The 17,194-nt window shown below is 53.9% G+C and carries 15 protein-coding genes and 1 tRNA gene; 8 read left to right on the top strand and 8 right to left on the bottom strand.

Translation table 11 applies throughout. The annotated features are described in order from the left end of the window. Window positions 1-22: 22 nt before the first annotated feature. Together ACOTX7_RS00805 and ACOTX7_RS00800 are read right to left on the bottom strand one after the other, a co-directional pair. Complete coding sequence (locus ACOTX7_RS00805; RefSeq protein ID WP_221256292.1) at window positions 23-754, bottom strand: LytR/AlgR family response regulator transcription factor; 732 nt, start codon at window positions 752-754, stop codon at window positions 23-25. A gap of 13 nt (window positions 755-767) precedes the next feature. Beyond that, window positions 768-2,465, bottom strand: a complete 1,698-nt coding sequence (locus tag ACOTX7_RS00800; RefSeq protein WP_006811431.1) for a sensor histidine kinase — start codon at window positions 2,463-2,465, stop codon at window positions 768-770. 386 nt (window positions 2,466-2,851) lie between these two features. Here ACOTX7_RS00800 and alaC point away from each other — a divergent pair, with 386 nt between their 5' ends. Then, the gene (gene alaC, locus ACOTX7_RS00795; protein ID WP_006811430.1) at window positions 2,852-4,087 is read left to right on the top strand and encodes an alanine transaminase; all 1,236 of its coding nucleotides are present in this window, start codon (window positions 2,852-2,854) and stop codon (window positions 4,085-4,087) included. A gap of 58 nt (window positions 4,088-4,145) precedes the next feature. On the opposite strand, the gene ypdK is transcribed toward alaC, so the two are convergent. The 4 genes from ypdK to ACOTX7_RS00775 form a co-directional block, all read right to left on the bottom strand. Further along, window positions 4,146-4,217, bottom strand: a complete 72-nt coding sequence (gene ypdK / locus ACOTX7_RS00790) for a membrane protein YpdK (protein WP_099458937.1) — start codon at window positions 4,215-4,217, stop codon at window positions 4,146-4,148. A gap of 359 nt (window positions 4,218-4,576) precedes the next feature. After that, a complete protein-coding gene (gene lpxP, locus ACOTX7_RS00785) occupies window positions 4,577-5,497 on the bottom strand; it encodes a kdo(2)-lipid IV(A) palmitoleoyltransferase (protein WP_139237277.1) in 921 nt (306 codons plus the stop codon). A 353-nt stretch (window positions 5,498-5,850) separates the two neighbouring features. Further along, window positions 5,851-5,922: transfer RNA gene (locus ACOTX7_RS00780), tRNA-Arg, on the bottom strand. Between the two features lie 75 nt (window positions 5,923-5,997). After that, window positions 5,998-6,927 (bottom strand): formate/nitrite transporter family protein, encoded by a 930-nt coding sequence (locus ACOTX7_RS00775; RefSeq protein WP_017383457.1) that lies wholly within the window; start codon window positions 6,925-6,927, stop codon window positions 5,998-6,000. A 314-nt stretch (window positions 6,928-7,241) separates the two neighbouring features. Here ACOTX7_RS00775 and mlaA point away from each other — a divergent pair, with 314 nt between their 5' ends. Continuing rightward, window positions 7,242-7,994, top strand: coding sequence for a phospholipid-binding lipoprotein MlaA (gene mlaA / locus ACOTX7_RS00770; RefSeq protein ID WP_221256291.1), 753 nt, complete (start codon window positions 7,242-7,244; stop codon window positions 7,992-7,994). A 44-nt stretch (window positions 7,995-8,038) separates the two neighbouring features. Here mlaA and fadL read toward each other — a convergent pair whose 3' ends face one another. Then, entirely contained in the window at window positions 8,039-9,322 is a 1,284-nt protein-coding gene (fadL, locus tag ACOTX7_RS00765) for a long-chain fatty acid transporter FadL (protein WP_032673980.1), read from the bottom strand. A gap of 372 nt (window positions 9,323-9,694) precedes the next feature. Here fadL and ACOTX7_RS00760 point away from each other — a divergent pair, with 372 nt between their 5' ends. The 4 genes from ACOTX7_RS00760 to sixA all read left to right on the top strand — a co-directional run bounded on the left by ACOTX7_RS00760 (window position 9,695) and on the right by sixA (window position 14,370). Then, window positions 9,695-9,979: a YfcZ/YiiS family protein gene (locus ACOTX7_RS00760; protein ID WP_003861368.1), complete on the top strand. Its 285-nt coding sequence runs from the start codon at window positions 9,695-9,697 to the stop codon at window positions 9,977-9,979. 238 nt (window positions 9,980-10,217) lie between these two features. Next, on the top strand, window positions 10,218-11,528 hold the full coding sequence (fadI, locus tag ACOTX7_RS00755) for an acetyl-CoA C-acyltransferase FadI (RefSeq protein ID WP_221256290.1): 1,311 nt from the start codon (window positions 10,218-10,220) through the stop codon (window positions 11,526-11,528). After that, a complete protein-coding gene (gene fadJ, locus ACOTX7_RS00750) occupies window positions 11,528-13,675 on the top strand; it encodes a fatty acid oxidation complex subunit alpha FadJ (protein ID WP_221256289.1) in 2,148 nt (715 codons plus the stop codon). The genes fadI and fadJ overlap by 1 nt, the downstream gene beginning before the upstream one ends. A gap of 209 nt (window positions 13,676-13,884) precedes the next feature. Beyond that, on the top strand, window positions 13,885-14,370 hold the full coding sequence (gene sixA / locus ACOTX7_RS00745) for a phosphohistidine phosphatase SixA (protein WP_221256288.1): 486 nt from the start codon (window positions 13,885-13,887) through the stop codon (window positions 14,368-14,370). Between the two features lie 47 nt (window positions 14,371-14,417). Here sixA and smrB read toward each other — a convergent pair whose 3' ends face one another. Then, window positions 14,418-14,969, bottom strand: a complete 552-nt coding sequence (gene smrB, locus ACOTX7_RS00740; RefSeq protein WP_015572246.1) for an endonuclease SmrB — start codon at window positions 14,967-14,969, stop codon at window positions 14,418-14,420. Between the two features lie 145 nt (window positions 14,970-15,114). Here smrB and prmB point away from each other — a divergent pair, with 145 nt between their 5' ends. Further along, window positions 15,115-16,047 carry a 50S ribosomal protein L3 N(5)-glutamine methyltransferase gene (gene prmB / locus ACOTX7_RS00735; RefSeq protein ID WP_047353630.1) on the top strand — a complete coding sequence of 311 codons (933 nt, stop codon included), beginning with the start codon at window positions 15,115-15,117 and terminating at the stop codon, window positions 16,045-16,047. 60 nt (window positions 16,048-16,107) lie between these two features. Continuing rightward, entirely contained in the window at window positions 16,108-17,193 is a 1,086-nt protein-coding gene (gene aroC / locus ACOTX7_RS00730; protein ID WP_221256287.1) for a chorismate synthase, read from the top strand. The last annotated feature ends 1 nt before the right edge of the window (window position 17,194 follow it).

Here is a 17,194-nt window from a genome sequence, read left to right as displayed (position 1 = left end):
CTCCTGCGGGAGAGGGAACGCACTACAGGTGCATGAGCTGGCGGAACTCTTTCACTCTGCTGCGGCTTACCGGTACCTGAAAATCCAGATCCTTCAGACGCAAAATATAGGTGTTATTAAACCAGGGTTCGATTTCGCGGATCTTGTTCAGATTAACGCAGAACGAGCGGTGGCAGCGGAAGAAGTGAGCGGCCGGGAGTTTATTGCAAAATTCGGTGATGTTCATTGCCATGACGTAGGATTCACGCCGCGTATAGACAAACGTCATTTTTTCGTGCGCTTCAGCATAGTAAATATCGTCGACAGGCGTGACGATGATCCGTTCGTCTTTCACCAGATTAATGGTGTCGTTTTCCCGCGCTACCGGGCTGGCGCTGGAGGGTAGTGTCTGCTGTTGCCACGCGGTTTCCAGCTTATGCAGCATGCTGATGATCCGCGACTCCTGGTACGGCTTCAGAATATAGTCAAAAGCCTCCAGCTCGAAGGCTTCCACGGCATGCTCTTTCCACGCGGTGACAAACACAATAAATGGCTTGTGGGCGAACTGATTAATATTTTGCGCCAGCAGGACGCCGTCCAGCGACGGAATATTAATATCGAGGAAAATCGCGTCGACCCGGTTATGCTGCAAAAATTTCAGCACGTCCAGACCATCCTCAAAACAGCCAACAATCTCCATCTGGCTGTGGGTTTTGATAAGCCAGCTCAACTCCTGTTGAGCCAGAATTTCATCTTCTACGATGATGACTTTCATCTGTTACTCCGGCCTACGGCAACAAGGGCAGGGGGGCATTAACGGGCGTTCGTTCATTCGGAACATAAAAAGCAATCTCGGTGCCCGGCTCAAGGCGGTGAATGTGCAGACCATCACCGTACAACAGCTTGACCCGATGGTGTACATTCAGCAGCCCAATCTTATTGCCCGGCATTTCGTTTGATTTGACGCGCTCGATGACTTTCGGATCGATGCCGTGCCCGGTGTCGCGCACGGCGATGCGCACGCGGTTACCGCTTTCCGTTACGCTAATTGTTACCACGCCTTTGCCCTTACACGGCTGAATACCGTGAACAATGGCGTTTTCTACCAGCGGCTGGATCAGCAGGCTTGGGATCACGCAGTTGACCTCTTCATCAATATCGTAAATGACCGTCAGCTTATCGCCAAAGCGTGCCTGTTCAATGGCGATGTAATCCTTGATTTGATACAGCTCTTTTTTGATGTCGATCTGCTCGTCGTCTTTTAACTCAATGTTGTAGCGCAGATAACGCGACAGATTAAAAATCAACTGCCGGGCGGTATCCGGATTCAGACGGATAGAGGACGAAATAGCGTTCAGCGCGTTAAACAGAAAATGGGGATTGATTTTGCTTTGCAGGGCACGCAGCTCTGCCTTATTTGCCATCTCACGCAGTTGCTCCGCACGCGAAACTTCGAGTTGGGTGGAGATGATCTGCGACAGGCCAATCGCCATCTCCTGAAGGGTGGAGGTGATTTGGTGCGCATGGCAGTAGTAAATTTTCAGCGTGCCCGTGACCACGCCCTTTTCCCACAGCGGGATCACCAGCATTGAGTGGATCTCTGGCGTTCGATGGGCTTCATCATTGTTTTTAATGATGATTTTTCCGTAATTAATCGCCTGCCTGGTGGTCGGGCTGATGGTATCGTCGCTGTCGCGATAATTGTGCTCACCGACGCCAACGTAAGCCAGCACGTGGTCAATATTGGTGATGGCGACCGCATCGGCGTGAATATCCCGGCGGATGATATCGCAAACCTGACGTAAAGATTCGGCGTTAACGTGTCGGAAAAGCGGCAGCGTTTTGTTGGCAATATCGAGTGCCAGCTTGGCCTGACGCGCGGCGCTGGCCTCTTTTTCGCCTTCCACGCTTTGCACCAGCAGCACGATAAAACCGATACAGACGCTCCCGAGGATCATCGGAATACCGATCTTCGAGACGATATCCAGCCCCAGCGCGATGGTTGGCGCCCAGACGATAACCAGGATCATGGTCAGCGTTTCGCAGATCATCCCCGCGATAATCCCCGCACGCCAGTGCTGCTTTTTCGGGATTTTGCGGTTAATCCAGCCCGAAAGCAGCCCGGCAATAATACTGGTGATAAAGCAGGGGACAGCCGTCACGCCGCCAATATCAATCAGGTATCGATGGGTGCCAGCGATAATGCCTGTGATAATCCCGACCCAGGGGCCAAAGAGGATCCCGCCTGACATCACCGCAATGATGCGCACGTTCACCAGCGAGCCTTCTACTGGCACGCCGGACCAGGTGCTGAACAGGGCAAACATCGAAAAGATAAACGTGACGGCCAGCAGCTCTTTTGGCGAATGGGCAGATTTATGCAAAAGTTCGCGGAACAAGCGGATGCGGATAAGGAAAAAGAGACAGATCAGCATTAATGCCGCGCGGTCGAACACCGCCAGGAGCATATTGAAGATTTCGTGCACGGTCAGGCCTGGGAAAACGGGAAAAATCTATGATAGAAAACATGGGGCCTGATGACCAGCTATCCGTCAGATTTATCAAATGCGGAAAAACCATAATTATCAAAGGGGATTGCTGGCGTTTGCCCGAAAGACGGTGCTTTTCCATTCAGGGGGAAAAGTCAGGTAACAATACTGAAAATACCGTGTTAAATCGTAGCGCTAAAAACTGCCTGTTCGCGATAAGAGTTCCGCTTTTCACTACTATCGCATTCCCGTTTTAGCGCAATATCGTGTTTTGGCGTTATCCTCTCGACAGCGCCTTTTTCTTCAGGTTATTTTCTCAGCATGCCACACAGGTGGCAGCGTCGCTCGGACGGTCCGGGCGCTAACGTGACTCTGAGGAATCTATGGCTGAATTCAGTCCTGAACGCCGTTTTACGCGTATCGATCGTCTCCCCCCTTATGTTTTCAATATCACTGCTGAACTGAAAATGGCTGCGCGTCGGCGCGGCGAAGACATTATTGATTTCAGCATGGGTAACCCTGACGGCCCAACGCCGCCGCATATCGTTGAGAAACTCTGCACGGTGGCTCAGCGTCCTGATACGCACGGGTATTCAACCTCACGCGGCATTCCCCGGTTACGTCGGGCGATCTCTCGCTGGTATCAGGATCGTTATCAGGTGGATATCGACCCGGAAAGTGAAGCGATTGTCACCATCGGCTCCAAAGAGGGGCTGGCCCACCTGATGCTGGCGACGCTGGATCACGGCGATACCGTGCTGGTGCCGAATCCGAGCTACCCGATCCATATATATGGGGCGGTGATTGCCGGCGCGCAGGTTCGCTCTGTCCCCCTGGTGGAAGGCGTCGACTTCTTTAACGAGCTGGAACGAGCGATTCGTGAAAGCTATCCGAAGCCGAAAATGATGATCCTCGGTTTCCCGTCCAACCCAACGGCACAATGCGTCGAACTCGAATTTTTTGAGAAAGTGGTTGCGCTGGCTAAGCGTTACGACGTGCTGGTGGTACACGATCTCGCCTATGCCGATATCGTTTATGATGGCTGGAAAGCGCCGTCAATTATGCAGGTGCCGGGTGCCCGTGATGTGGCGGTTGAGTTTTTCACCCTGTCGAAAAGCTACAACATGGCGGGCTGGCGAATTGGTTTTATGGTGGGAAACAAAACGCTGGTGAGCGCCCTGGCGCGGATTAAAAGTTACCATGACTATGGCACCTTTACGCCGTTACAGGTTGCAGCCATCGCCGCGCTGGAAGGGGATCAGCAGTGCGTGCTTGATATTGCCGCCCAGTACAAACGCCGCCGTGACGTGCTGGTTAAAGGGCTTCATGAAGCTGGCTGGATGGTGGAAATGCCTAAAGCCTCCATGTACGTCTGGGCGAAAATCCCTGAGCCGTATGCGGCGATGGGGTCTCTGGAATTTGCCAAAAAACTGCTTCAGGATGCGAAGGTTTGCGTTTCTCCAGGCATTGGCTTTGGTGACTACGGTGATACCCACGTGCGTTTCGCGCTGATCGAAAACAGCGACCGTATCCGTCAGGCAGTGCGGGGGATTAAAAGCATGTTCCGCGCGGATGGCCTGCTTGCAGGGAAGAGCGTTGCGGAACAACCCGAGTCGTAACGGACACCAAAAAAAACAGGCGCCAACGGCGCCTGTTTTTTTGACTGCATTTTCTTAACTAGATCATCAGAGCAAACGTTCCGGCCCAAACTAAAACAATAACCGAAATGCCCATAAAGAAATATTTCACGTTTCATCGCTCCGCGTATCTTCCGGTACGCATTAAAAAAACAGAGTCCAACTGAGTATAGAGAGTTGAAATCATGCGAAAGGGGAAATCGGAATTATCCCGTTACGTCGCTAACTTCAGCTCTGAATTCTGTGCTTTCCTGTCGCCAGACGGCGCTAATGTACGCCTAAATTTCAGGGGTGACAAGAGGCATTTTTTTAAATAATTTCCTATACTTACGAGTGTCGTGGAACGGCGACAGTTTGATTTCAGCACGCAATAAATGCCTGTTGAGCGACGGTTGATAAAAGCCGTGACGCACTGCGATTACAGGTGTTTGAAAAGGTTAGTTTCTTAGCGAAACTAACCTTCAGGAGGGGTCAGATATAGAGTGAGGCTTCGCCCAGTGGACGGGTTTTAAAGCGGCGGTGCATCCACAGATACTGCTCTGGTGCGCGCATAATCTCAAACTCAATGACCTTATTGATAAAGGTCGCGGCTTCACTCTCATCTTCAGGATAGTTCGCCATTTCTGGGGAGATGTGCAGACGATAGCCTGACTTATCCGCTTTTCTGACCATGGTCACCGTTAACATGGCGGCGCCTGAGAGACGTGAAATCACAAAGGTGCCGTTCGTCGTAGCGACATCTTTAACCGCAAAGAAAGGAGCAAAGCTGCTGCCTTTAGGGCCGTAATCCTGATCCGGAGCAAACCAGACGGCTTCCCCTTTTTTCAGGGCGCCAACCATACCGCGCAAATTGTTACGGCTGATCATCGCCTTATTTGAACGCATGCGACCCCGCGTTTGTACCCATTCCATCAGCGCGCTGTTGTGCGGGCGATAGGTTGCCATCATTGGCTGACAAAGACCCATAACGCGGCCGCCCAGCTCAAGCGACATAAAATGCACACCCACAACCATCACACCGCGTTTTTGCAGCTGGGCACGTTTCAGGTTATCCAGACCTTCCACGTCGAACCATTTACGGACACGCTCGTCAGGCCAGAACCAGGCCATACCGGTTTCAAGCAGCGCCATACCAATAGATTTAAAGTTTTCCGCGATCAGCGTTTCGCGCTGCTGCGCATTGTAATGCGGAAAGCAAAGTTCGAGATTTTTTCGGGCAATGGACTCACGACGCTTAAGGAAGTGACGCGATGCGCTGCCGAGCTTCGAACCCAGGAAACGGATCACGGGATAAGGAAGTTGAACCAGCAGCCAAAGCACGCCAAGGCCGAACCATGTAAACCAGTAGCGCGGGTGCAGAAACGCCCGCTGAAATTTGGATTGAGACAAAATAGTGGAACCTATGTGAAGCCTGTGAAGGTAGCGCAGACTTCGCGATACCACGTGCCATTGAGACCGTAGGACGAGGTCATGGTTGCAGGCTTTACCGTTCTTTACGACGTTGCCTGGCCATTGCTGACTTGGGTGGGCGGCATAATGTAGCACCGTTATACATTATGAGCTATCACTCGTTTTTGATTAAAAAAGCGCCAGTTGCGGAGTGGGTTGATTTTGCTCAGGTAATAAATAATGGAGAACCACGCCACGGAAGAGGGAGAAAGGCAATCGTAGCCGGAAGCAATGTGGGAATCGGTATGCTAAGGACTGGGTGGATCTGAAGAGAGAAGTATAAGGACGAACAGAAGTGTCCCCTGCAGGAATCGAACCTGCAACTAGCCCTTAGGAGGGGCTCGTTATATCCATTTAACTAAGGGGACGAAGCGGCAAGAGTATAGCGTTATTTACACTTTTCGTTAAGCGCATTGCCGCCTGACTGCTCAAAGAGTCACCGTTCACGCCGATTTTTCGGCTGTTTTATCCTTTTTTTCCTGCGCCTTAAGCTCGGCCTTCCGTTTGTTGGACATGTCGTTACGGATTTGCGCATGGCTCAGCAGCGCAAAAATAAAGGTGCCGCCACAAATGTTGCCTGCGAGGGTAGGCAGGGCGAACGGCCAGAAAAAGTCGCTCCAGTGGAGTGTGCCGTTAAATACCAGATAAAGGATTTCAACGGTTCCGACAACAATGTGGGTGGTATCGGCGAGTGCGATAAGCCAGGTCATCAGAATAATCACCACGATTTTCGCGCTGCCCGCTGACGGGAACATCCAGACCATCGTGGCGATGATCCAGCCGGAGATAATGGCATTAGAGAACATTTCAACCGGCGTGTTTTTCATCACATCCATCCCAATCTTGACGAATGCATCACGGGTCGGTTCATCAAATATGGGCATATACTCGAAGGCCCAGGCAGCGATGCCTGTACCGATGAGGTTCCCCAGCAGTACGACGCTCCACAGGCGCATCAGTAAGCCGAAATTACCAAGGGTCGGATTTTGCATGACGGGCAGTACGGCAGTGACGGTGTTCTCCGTGAAAAGCTGCTGTCGCGCCATAATGACGATAATAAAGCCGAACGTGTAGCCTAAATTCTCCAGCAAAAAACCGCCCGGCACGCCTTCAAGCTGAACGTGAAATATCCCTTTTGCGAGCAGTGACGCGCCCATCGACAGACCGGCTGCGATGGCCGACCACAGCAGGGCCATTGCGTCGCGCTCCATCTCTTTTTCACCGTCCTGACGAATATGCTCATGAATAGCCATGGCGCGCGACGGCAGGCGATCTTCATCGACTTCTATCTCTTCTCCCCGGTCTTTCTCCTCACTTTCAATCTCATGTTCCTCTTTGCTTTCGCCAATTTTCTCTTCGCTAATGTCTTTCATAACAACTCCTTCGGGGTAATCGCTCATTTAAGCGTAGCGGCTTTTAGCGCCTTGCCCGTGGGGATGCTCTTAAATTGCTGAAAATGGCAATAAAGGTGAGACATCGCTTTCAAAGCCAATATAAAATTGCCAGCGAAACGAATTCTTAAAGACAGGCTATGCTGAAATTAGCGTGATGACACGAGCGGGTCGTCATCGTCCTCGTAGACATCGGTAAGCGTGCTGTTACAATCACTTGCACGTTTCAGACGGAGCGTCACAGGCTCCGTCACAGATGGCATTCAACGATAGCCATATTGAACAGGGAGAAATTTATGAAGCTTCGGCTGTCGGCGCTTGCGCTGGGCGTAACAATGCTTGTGGGCTGCGCCAGCTCTGGCGAGCAAACGGGACGCTCCAATCCTCTCGAAGGATTTAACCGTTCAATGTACAGCTTTAACTATAATGTGCTGGATCCGTATCTGGTTCGTCCGGTTGCCGTGGCATGGCGTGACTACGTTCCGCAGCCAGCGCGTAACGGGCTGAGCAACTTTACCAGTAACCTGGAAGAGCCAGCGGTCATGGTGAACTACTTCCTCCAGGGCGACCCGTATCAGGGGATGGTGCATTTCACCCGCTTCTTCCTGAACTCCCTGCTGGGTATGGGCGGCTTAATTGACGTCGCAGGCATGGCGAACCCGAAACTACAGCGTGAACAGCCGCACCGTTTTGGCAGCACGCTGGGGCATTATGGCGTAGGTTATGGTCCGTATGTGCACCTGCCATTCTACGGCAGCTTCACCGTGCGTGATGATGGCGGCGACATGGTGGATACGCTCTATCCGGTGCTGTCATGGCTCACCTGGCCGCTGTCGATTGGTAAATGGACCGTGGAAGGAATTGAAACCCGTGCGCAACTGCTGGACTCTGACGGTCTGCTGCGCCAGTCTTCCGATCCTTACATCATGGTACGCGAGGCCTACTTCCAGAACCATGACTTTATTGCCAACGGCGGTAAGCTGAAGCCGGAAGATAATCCGAACGCGAAAGCCATCGAGAATGAATTAAAAGATATCGATTCGGAATAAATAAAAAAGGTGAGCAATGCTCACCTTTTTTAATTGTGTTGGGATTAGAACGCGTAGTTGAAGTTGGTACCAAACAGCCAGGCTTTACCTTCAGAGGTAAACTCGTAAGGGCCTTCCTGGAAGGTTACTTTCTGTCCATGCATGTACGACACACCCGCGTCGATAGAAGCATTCTCGTTGAACGCGTAGGTTGCCCCCGCACTCACCCAGAAACGGTCCTGATCCGGAATCGAGATAGAACGTTTATCTGCCGGTACCGGACTGTCATCAAATGCTACGCCGGTACGGAACGTCCAGTTGTCATCCATATAATAGGTCGTACCGAGCGCGATACGGTAAGCATCATGGAAGCTTTCGTCTTTATAGAACAGCGTCTGGCCGTTGGTGCCGGTGGCTTTCAGCTCCTCGAACTGGCTCCAGCTGGTGTACGCCAGGCTGTAGTGAATTGCCCACTGCGGCGCAACGCGGTTGTAGCCGGAGACTTCCCACATTTCTGGCAGATGCAGCGACAGTGAACCCGGTACAGTTTGATTCGAAGTACCCCATGGAATGGTGGTGCCTGCGCCCGGCACCATGCCGTTGACTGGGCTCAGGATGCCGCTTTTGTAATCGCCATCGAAATCAATTTTCACTTCTGAGCGATAGGTCAGACCCCAGCGGTTGTTTTTATCCAGTTCGTACAGGATACCGGCGTTCCAGCCGTAACCCCATTCATCACCTTTCAGGCTGGCAATTTTATTGCTGTTTTTCGGCAGTGCAGCGGTTTGCTCACCGGAATAACGCTCGATTTTGGCATCGGCGTAGACAGCATCAAAGCCCAGACCAAAGCTCCAGTTATCGTTCAGACGATAAGCGCCGCTCAGGTTAAGGTTCAGGGTGGTCAGGTCGGTTTTACCGCCGTATTCCCCGGCTGGATAGTTGTTATTGAACTCCGTTGCCAGGCCATAGTTAGAGGTAACAGAGGCACCCCAACCAAACTGTTCGTTAATCGGGGCAACAAAGTGCAGGTTAGGCACCCACGCCGTCGGCGCAATGTTATCCGCCTTCAGATCTGCGCCGGTGAACTGTGATTTGCCAGAAATGTTGACATCAGGATCGATGTAAACCGCACCGGCAGAGAAGGTAGGGCGATCAAACATCATGATCAGCGCCGGGTTACGACTCGCATTGCCTGCGTCATCGGCAATCGCACCTTCCCCGGAATACGCACGGCCAAGGCCAGAGGAAGAAAATTCGTTTAACTGGAAGCCCGCTGACCAGGCGGACGTTGAGACGATTGCCACTGCAACTGCTAAAGCAGTTTGTTTGAACAGGGTTTTCTGGCTCATGACCATAACCTCATTGAGTTATTTTTATTCAATAATTGTTACATACCGTAACAGGAGCGCGAAGTGTAGGGTCTGAGGTATGACATACAAATCAGACCAGTGGCGTGAGTATAGGTCTGACCAGCTGTGATGTTGCAAGTTTGTTTATTAATATTTTCAGATATGTTTCTTGAAACGAGATCTGGTTGGCAAAATTGTGACCAGTGCGATTCATCTGAAAAGGTGAATTTTGTTTTAGATCATTTTTTAGTGTGATATTGGTCACTTATCCGATTTTGCGCCATTAACGGCTGGAGGGGGCTCGCGAGGGGGCGTAAAATAGCTGCATCGTGTTTTTCTCGCGCCCTGCGCGAATACAGAGGAAATTGAGCTATGAGTAAATGCAGTGCTGATGAAACCCCGGTTTGCTGCTGTATGGATGTTGGCACCATCATGGACAACACCGATTGCACCGCTTCTTACAGCCGCGTATTCCCTAACCGCGCCGAAGCGGAAGAGACGCTGGCCGCGCTGAGCCAGCGCGCGCGTGAAGTTGAATCCGATCCGTGCGAAATTAAATCCACCTTCACGGAAGTGGAAGGTGGCGTGCAGCTGGATATCGACTTTGTGTTCGCCTGCGAAGCTGAAACGCTGATTTTCCAGTTAGGCCTGCGTTAATTCCTGCGGCCTGGTGCCCTCACCGCAACCCTCTCCCACGGGAGAGGGCGCAAACACTAAAAACGGTAACCTACGGGTTACCGTTTTGCTTTTACCTCGGGGCATTTTCTTTTTCTTCTCTGTGCCTTAGCTCGCAATTTTTCGCTTCCCCGATTGGCTGAATGTAAAAAAATAGTTAAGACTATTATCAGGTCAGACCACTTAGTGTGCGCGCAAAATTTTTTTACAGGGGAGAGTTATGAGTCAGGCATTACCGCTTATCACCCGACACGGTGACCGCATTGCCATTGTCAGCGGGTTACGTACGCCGTTTGCGCGTCAGGCAACAGCCTTTCACGGTATACCGGCTGTCGATCTGGGAAAAATGGTGGTGGGGGAGATGCTGGCTCGCAGCGAGATCCCGCCAGAGGTTATTGAGCAACTGGTTTTCGGCCAGGTGGTGCAAATGCCGGAAGCGCCCAATATCGCGCGTGAAATCGTGCTGGGCACAGGCATGAATGTTCACACCGATGCCTACAGCGTCAGCCGCGCCTGCGCCACCAGTTTCCAGGCGGTGGCGAACGTGGCGGAAAGCCTGATGGCGGGAACCATTCGCGCGGGGATCGCCGGAGGCGCGGATTCCTCATCCGTGCTGCCCATCGGCGTCAGCAAACAGCTGGCCCGCATCCTGGTGGATGCTAATAAAGCCCGCACTACCGGCGCGAAACTCAAACTCTTTTCGCGTTTACGCCTGCGCGATCTCATGCCCGTGCCACCTGCCGTTGCGGAATACTCCACCGGCCTGCGCATGGGGGATACCGCTGAACAGATGGCAAAAACCTACGGTATCACCCGAGAGCAGCAGGATGCGCTGGCGCATCGTTCACATCAGCTGGCAGCGAAAGCCTGGTCGGAAGGCAAACTGACCGACGAAGTGATGACCGCCTATGTGCCGCCTTACCGGGAACCGCTCTCAGAAGATAACAACATCCGCGGCACCTCCACGCTGGCGGATTATGCGAAGCTGCGCCCGGCCTTTGACCGTAAACACGGTACAGTTACCGCAGCTAACAGTACGCCACTGACGGACGGCGCCGCCGCCGTGATCCTGATGACGGAATCCCGGGCGAAAGAGCTGGGCATCACGCCGCTGGGCTATTTGCGCAGCTACGCCTTCACCGCCAGTGATGTCTGGCAGGACATGCTGCTCGGTCCGGCCTGGTCCACGCCGCTGGCGCTGGATCGCGCAGGGTTGACGCTCTCCGATCTCACGCTGATTGATATGCACGAAGCCTTTGCCGCGCAAACGCTGGCAAACGTGCAGCTTATGGCGAGCGAGCGCTTTGCCCGCGACGTGCTGGGCCGCGCACATGCCACAGGTGAAGTGGATCAGAGTAAATTTAACGTGCTGGGTGGCTCCATTGCCTACGGTCATCCGTTTGCGGCAACCGGGGCGAGAATGATCACCCAGACTTTGCACGAGCTGCGTCGCCGTGGCGGCGGTTTTGGTCTCGTCACCGCGTGTGCGGCGGGCGGCCTGGGTGCAGCAATGGTTCTGGAGGCTGAATAATGGAAACGACATCTGCATTTAACCTGGCTGTTCGCCTCGATAACGTGGCCGTTATCACCATTGATGTGCCCGATGAAAAGATGAATACCCTGAAGGCCGAGTTCGGCGTTCAGGTGCGTGCGATGCTCAGACAGATCCGCGAAAACAAAGCCATTCGTGGTCTGGTGTTTATTTCGGGCAAGCCGGACAACTTTATTGCCGGGGCGGATATCAACATGATCGCCCGCGCGACAAGCGCTCAGGAAGCCGAAGATCTGGCGCGTCAGGGACAGCAGGTGATGGCGGAGATCCATGCGCTGTCGATACCCGTTGTCGCCGCGATCCACGGGGCCTGTCTGGGCGGCGGGCTTGAGCTGGCGCTGGCCTGCCACAGCCGCATTTGTACCGACGATGCGAAAACGGTGCTCGGACTGCCGGAAGTACAGCTTGGGTTGCTGCCCGGTTCTGGTGGAACGCAGCGCCTGCCGCGTCTGGTGGGCGTCAGTACGGCGCTGGAGATGATTTTAACCGGTAAACAGCTGCGCGCCCGTCAGGCGTTAAAGGCGGGTCTGGTTGATGAGGTCGTTCCGCACACAATCTTGCTTGAGGCCGCCGTTGAGCGGGCGCTGAAAGGTCGTCAGGCGAAACGTCCCCTGTCGGTGCGCGAGCGTATCCTCGCCGGGCCGCTGGGCCGCGCGCTGCTGTTCAATAGGGTGGGTAAAAAAACCGGGCAAAAAACCAAAGGGAACTATCCGGCAACGACGCGCATTCTGGAGGTGATTGAAACCGGTTTATCCCAGGGGAGCAGCAGCGGTTATGCCGCGGAAGCGAAAGCGTTTGGCGAGCTGGCGATGACGCCGCAGTCGCAGGCGCTGCGAAGTATTTTCTTTGCCAGCACAGAGGTGAAAAAAGATCCGGGCAGCGAAGCTGAACCGGCTCCGCTGCGCGCCATTGGCGTTCTGGGTGGTGGGCTAATGGGCGGCGGCATCGTGTTTGTCACCGCCAGCAAAGGCAAATTGCCCGTACGTATCAAAGATATCAACCCTAAGGGCATCAACCACGCGTTGCAGTACAGCTGGCAGAACCTTGATCGCAAAGTGAAACGCCGCCATATCAAGGCCAGTGAACGCGATAAAACCCTCGCGATGATCACTGGCACTACCGATTACAGTGGGTTCGCACATCGCGATCTGGTTATTGAAGCCGTGTTCGAAGATCTGGCCCTTAAGCAGCAGATGGCGGCGGACGTTGAGCAGCACTGCGCGCCGCACACTATTTTCGCGTCAAACACCTCATCTTTGCCGATCGGCGACATCGCGGCGAAAGCTGCGCGCCCGGAGCAGGTGATAGGGCTGCACTATTTCAGCCCTGTCGAAAAAATGCCGCTGGTGGAGGTGATCCCGCATGCCACAACCAGCCCACAAGCTATTGCCACCGTGGTGAAGCTGGCGAAAAAGCAGGGCAAAACCCCCATTGTGGTCGCGGATAAAGCTGGCTTCTACGTTAACCGCATTCTGGCGCCGTACATTAACGAAGCGATGCGGTTGCTGACGGAAGGGGAGAAAATCGAGCACGTCGACGAGGCGCTCGTAAAGTTTGGCTTCCCCGTCGGTCCAATCCAACTTTTGGATGAGGTAGGAATAGACACCGGCACTAAAATTATCCCTGTGCTGGAAGCGGCTTATGGCGATCGTTTTGCGCCGCCTGCAAACGTTGTTTCTGCAATTTTGAAGGACGATCGCAAAGGCAGAAAAAATGAACGAGGTTTCTATCTTTACGCCGCGAAAGGGCGTAAAAGCAAGAAACAGATCGACCCTTCAGTTTATGCGCTTATTCCTGTTACGGGTCAGGGAAAACTGTCGGCGGTTCAGTGTGCTGAGCGCTGTGTGATGATGATGCTCAATGAAGCGGCGCGCTGCTTTGGTGAGCAGGTTATCAAAAGCGCGCGCGACGGCGACATCGGCGCCGTGTTTGGTATCGGTTTTCCGCCATTCCTTGGCGGCCCGTTCCGGTATATGGATACCCTCGGGGCGGGTGAAGTGGTTGCGATCCTGCAACGTCTGGCCTCGCAATACGGTCCACGGTTTACCCCGTGTGACGAATTATTGCAGATGGCGGAACGGGGTCAGACATTCTGGCCCGCAAGGGAAACTGATTGCGTAAACTGAAGTCAAAAAAGGGTAAATCCTGTGGTGAATGAACCTGTTCTGGCGAAATTGTAAACAGAGATTGACTATACTTACGCCATTGAGGTAAAAAACAGCGTTTCATTCACCGAATGGATCAGGCACAATGCCCGGCCATCGGGTTTTCTACCTCAGAGCATTAATCGCGGGTAGTTAACGCCGGTGATTCTGGTTAACAAAAGCGGTGCAATATGCAAGTTTTTATCATGCGTCACGGCGACGCGGCACTCGATGCCGCCAGTGACTCAGTACGTCCTTTAACCATCTGTGGCTGTGACGAATCCCGTCAGATGGCGACGTGGCTTAAAGGTCAAAAAGTGGACATTGAACGCGTTCTGGTGAGTCCGTTCCTGCGGGCAGAACAGACGCTGGATGTGGTAGGGGAGTGTATGAACCTGCCTTCCAGTGTGGATGTTCTCCCTGAACTCACGCCGTGTGGCGATGTCGGTCTTGTCAGTGCTTATCTTCAGGCGCTGTGCAATGAAGGTGTCGCTTCCGCACTGGTCATTTCCCACCTGCCGCTGGTCGGCTATCTGGTATCTGAGCTGTGCCCGGGCGAAACGCCACCGATGTTCACGACGTCCGCCATTGCCAATGTCACCCTCGACGAAACCGGCAAAGGGGTCTTTAACTGGCAAATGAGTCCGTGCAACCTGAAGATGGCAAAAGCGATCTGACGTGACGTGCGATATGGCGGGGTGCGACGGCGCCTCCCGCCATCCTGTCAGGGCAATTCCGGCGGCTGCCACTCCTCCACTTCAATCAGTACCAGCAATGCGGCATCTCCGCCGTACTCTTTTGGCGCCTGATGAAAAGCCATGACGTGTGGATGCTGAGCCAGCCACAGCGGTGTCTGCTGCTTGAGGATATGTTTGCCGTGGCCGTGCATCACGCAGGCGCAAAAAACATGCTCGCGACGACATGCCGCGATCAGCGCCCCCAGCTCCTGTTTCGCCTGCATCTGGGTCAACCCATGCAGATCGAGGAACAGCTCCGGCGAATAATCTCCCCGGCGTAATTTTTTCAGTTCAAAATGGCTGACGTCTTCGCGCACGTATTTCACCGCACCCTGAGTATTAAGCAGCGGCTGAAACTCATCTGAAAAATAGTGGCTGTTATCGGCCTGCTCCTGAAGCAACCGTTTGACCGGTACCTCGCTGACTTTTTTACGCTGCGGGCGATGGACAATGGTGTCGTGCGTGATTTGACGCGTCCCGGTCATCAGCTGACGGAAGAGAGCCTGATCCTCCTCGCTGAGCGATGTTTTCTTTTTCATTCGTCATTCTCATCTCGTATTTCCGATAGTGTACCCGACTAAACGCATTTTTTAACCTCAAGCGGTACGCGTCATTGCTGATTTATCGCCGTCTTCATGGCAAACTAGCCGCCGAAAATTATGCGAGCATGCCCTGGAGGAAAGAGTGGATAAAATTTTTGTCGATGAAGCAGTAAACGAGCTGCATACCATACAGGACATGTTGCGCTGGTCGGTTAGCCGCTTCAGCGCCGCCAATATCTGGTACGGTCACGGTACGGATAACCCGTGGGATGAAGCCGTTCAACTGGTGCTGCCGTCTCTCTACCTGCCACTGGATATTCCGGAAGACATGCGCACCGCGCGCCTGACCTCCAGTGAAAAACACCGCATCGTTGAGCGCGTGATCCGTCGCGTGAACGAGCGTATTCCGGTAGCTTACCTCACCAACAAAGCCTGGTTCTGCGGCCACGAGTTCTACGTCGATGAACGCGTGCTGGTGCCGCGCTCGCCGATTGGTGAACTGATCAACAACCACTTTGAAGGCCTGATTAACCATCAGCCGCAGCACATTCTCGATATGTGCACCGGCAGCGGCTGCATCGCGATTGCCTGCGCGTACGCCTTCCCGGAAGCGGAAGTGGACGCCGTCGATATCTCCACCGACGCGCTGGCCGTCACCGAACACAATATCGAAGAGCACGGGCTGATCCATCACGTCACGCCTATCCGCTCTGACCTGTTCCGCGACCTGCCGACGCTGCAATACGACCTGATCGTCACCAATCCGCCGTACGTGGATGCAGAAGACATGTCCGATCTGCCGAACGAGTACCGTCACGAGCCGGAGCTGGGCCTGGCGTCAGGTTCTGATGGCCTGAAGCTGACCCGTCGCATCCTGGCCTGCGCGCCGGATTATCTGACCGACGACGGTGTTCTGATTTGTGAAGTGGGCAACAGCATGGTACATCTGATAGAGCAGTACCCGGATGTGCCGTTCACCTGGCTTGAGTTCGACAACGGCGGTGACGGCGTCTTTATGCTGACTAAAGCGCAGCTGCTTGATGCACGCGAATACTTCAGCATTTACAAAGATTAATCCAGCGGGCTTCGGCCCGTTTCACAACGCTCAAACACAAACAACAACATCGGAGCCGTGATGGCAGGAAACAGTATTGGACAGGTATTCCGTGTGACCACCTTTGGCGAGTCGCACGGTCTGGCACTGGGTTGTATCGTTGATGGCGTCCCGCCAGGCATCGAACTGACCGAAGCCGATTTACAGCATGACCTCGATCGTCGTCGTCCCGGTACCTCTCGCTACACCACGCAGCGTCGCGAGCCGGACCAGGTCAAAATTCTCTCGGGCGTCTTTGAGGGCCGTACCACAGGGACCAGCATCGGCCTGCTGATTGAAAACACCGATCAGCGCTCTCAGGACTACGGTGCGATTAAAGACGTCTTCCGTCCTGGCCACGCCGATTACACCTACGAGCAAAAATATGGTTTTCGCGACTATCGCGGCGGCGGGCGTTCTTCCGCACGTGAAACCGCGATGCGCGTGGCGGCAGGGGCGATTGCCAAAAAATATCTCCAGCAGAAATGCGGCATCGTTATCCGCGGCTGTCTGACCCAGATGGGTGACATTCCACTGGTGATCAAAGACTGGGATCAGGTAGAACTTAACCCGTTCTTCTGCGCCGATGCGGATAAGCTTGACGCGCTGGACGAGCTGATGCGCGGCCTGAAAAAAGAGGGCGACTCCATTGGCGCGAAAGTCACCGTGGTAGCCGACGGCGTCCCGGCGGGCTGGGGCGAGCCGGTATTTGACCGCCTCGACGCCGATATCGCCCACGCGCTGATGAGCATCAACGCGGTGAAGGGCGTTGAGATTGGCGACGGCTTCGACGTGGTGGCGCTTCGCGGCAGCCAGAACCGCGACGAAATCACGAAGGCGGGTTTCCAGAGCAATCATGCGGGCGGCATTCTGGGCGGCATCAGCAGCGGACAGCAGATTATTGCCAATATTGCGCTGAAGCCAACATCCAGCATCACCGTGCCGGGCCACACGATTAACCGCGCTGGCGAAGAAGTTGAGATGATCACCAAAGGGCGTCACGATCCGTGTGTGGGGATCCGCGCGGTGCCGATCGCCGAAGCGATGCTGGCGATCGTGCTGATGGATCACTTCCTGCGCCAGCGCGCGCAGAATGCGGATGTGACAACCACCCTTCCACGCTGGTAAC

The sequence above is a fragment of the Enterobacter cloacae complex sp. IR5418 genome, assembly GCF_049238105.1.
GTDB lineage: Bacteria > Pseudomonadota > Gammaproteobacteria > Enterobacterales > Enterobacteriaceae > Enterobacter > Enterobacter hormaechei.
This window is presented reverse-complemented; position numbering and strand designations above follow the sequence as displayed.